Origin of the sequence: Marinicella pacifica (assembly GCF_014636635.1) — a bacterium.
Taxonomy (GTDB): Bacteria; Pseudomonadota; Gammaproteobacteria; order Xanthomonadales; family Marinicellaceae; genus Marinicella; species Marinicella pacifica.
On sequence record NZ_BMEO01000036.1, the window covers coordinates 1 to 1,042 of the forward strand.

General features: G+C 40.9%; 1 protein-coding gene and 1 pseudogene. Both read left to right on the forward strand.

The genetic code is table 11. The features are described from left to right. A pseudogene (locus IEV16_RS13280) lies at window positions 1-301 on the forward strand (hypothetical protein); the annotation flags it as partial. Further along, window positions 285-1,042: IS21-like element helper ATPase IstB (gene istB / locus IEV16_RS13285; protein ID WP_188366204.1), on the forward strand; the 758-nt coding region annotated here is incomplete at its 3' end. The pseudogene IEV16_RS13280 and the gene istB, both read left to right, overlap by 17 nt.

The following is a 1,042-nucleotide window of genomic DNA, read 5'->3' on the forward strand; positions in this document are numbered from 1 at the left end:
AACCAAATTCAGTTCAGTGGGTCTGGTGCTTGATTGTGAGGCTGCAAACCAATCAGTTATTCATTGGCTTGATCAAATTGCCAACCAAAGAATCCACAACACAACAGGTAAAAAGCCGGCAGATCAATTAAAAATAGAACAGCCCTTTTTACAAACCATCCACTCACAAGCCATAGTGGCTTTACCTGCAAAGAAAACAAGCCACAAGCCAGTTGTGGACACACACTATACCAGCAATCCTTTGCACCATGACTTGAGCATATACGATCAAATTGGAGGTGGCTATGAACCTACAGCTTGAGCGTATAACTGAAATAGCCAATCAACTGAAACTCGTGAGTATTGATGATAATGCCACTGAGCTCACACAACAGGCGGCCAAAGAAGAATGGGATTACCTTTCGTTTTTAGAAAAAGTACTGACTGCCGAACTTGATACTCGTGCTGTCAGACGACAAAGCATGTACACACGGATGGCAGGCTTTCCAAGTATTAAAACACTGGATGAATTTGATTATAAATTTGCATCAGGTGTTCCTAAAACCTTGATTAACCAACTGGCAACTTTGACCTTTGTTGAACGGGCTGAAAATGTGATATTGCTTGGTCCATCCGGTGTCGGCAAAACACATCTGGCCTGTGCTTTGGGCTACCAGTGTGTTCAATCAGGATTAAAAGTTCGCTTTATCAGCGCATCTGATCTTATCTTGCAATTAACAACGGCTCAAAAACAAGATAAATATAAATCTGTAATGCAGCGCAGCGTCATCGCTCCAAAAGTATTAATCATTGATGAAATAGGTTACTTACCATTTAGTGCCAATGAATCAAAAATACTTTTTGATGTGGTGGCCAAACGTTATGAGAAAGGCTCAATGATACTCACCAGTAACTTGCCCTTTGGCCAATGGGGGCAAACCTTTGCTAATGACATCGCTTTAACCTCGGCCATGCTTGACCGAATATTACATCACTCACATATTGTGCAAATTAAAGGAGAATCCTATCGATTAAAAGAGAAAAAACAAGCCGGTTTGATTAA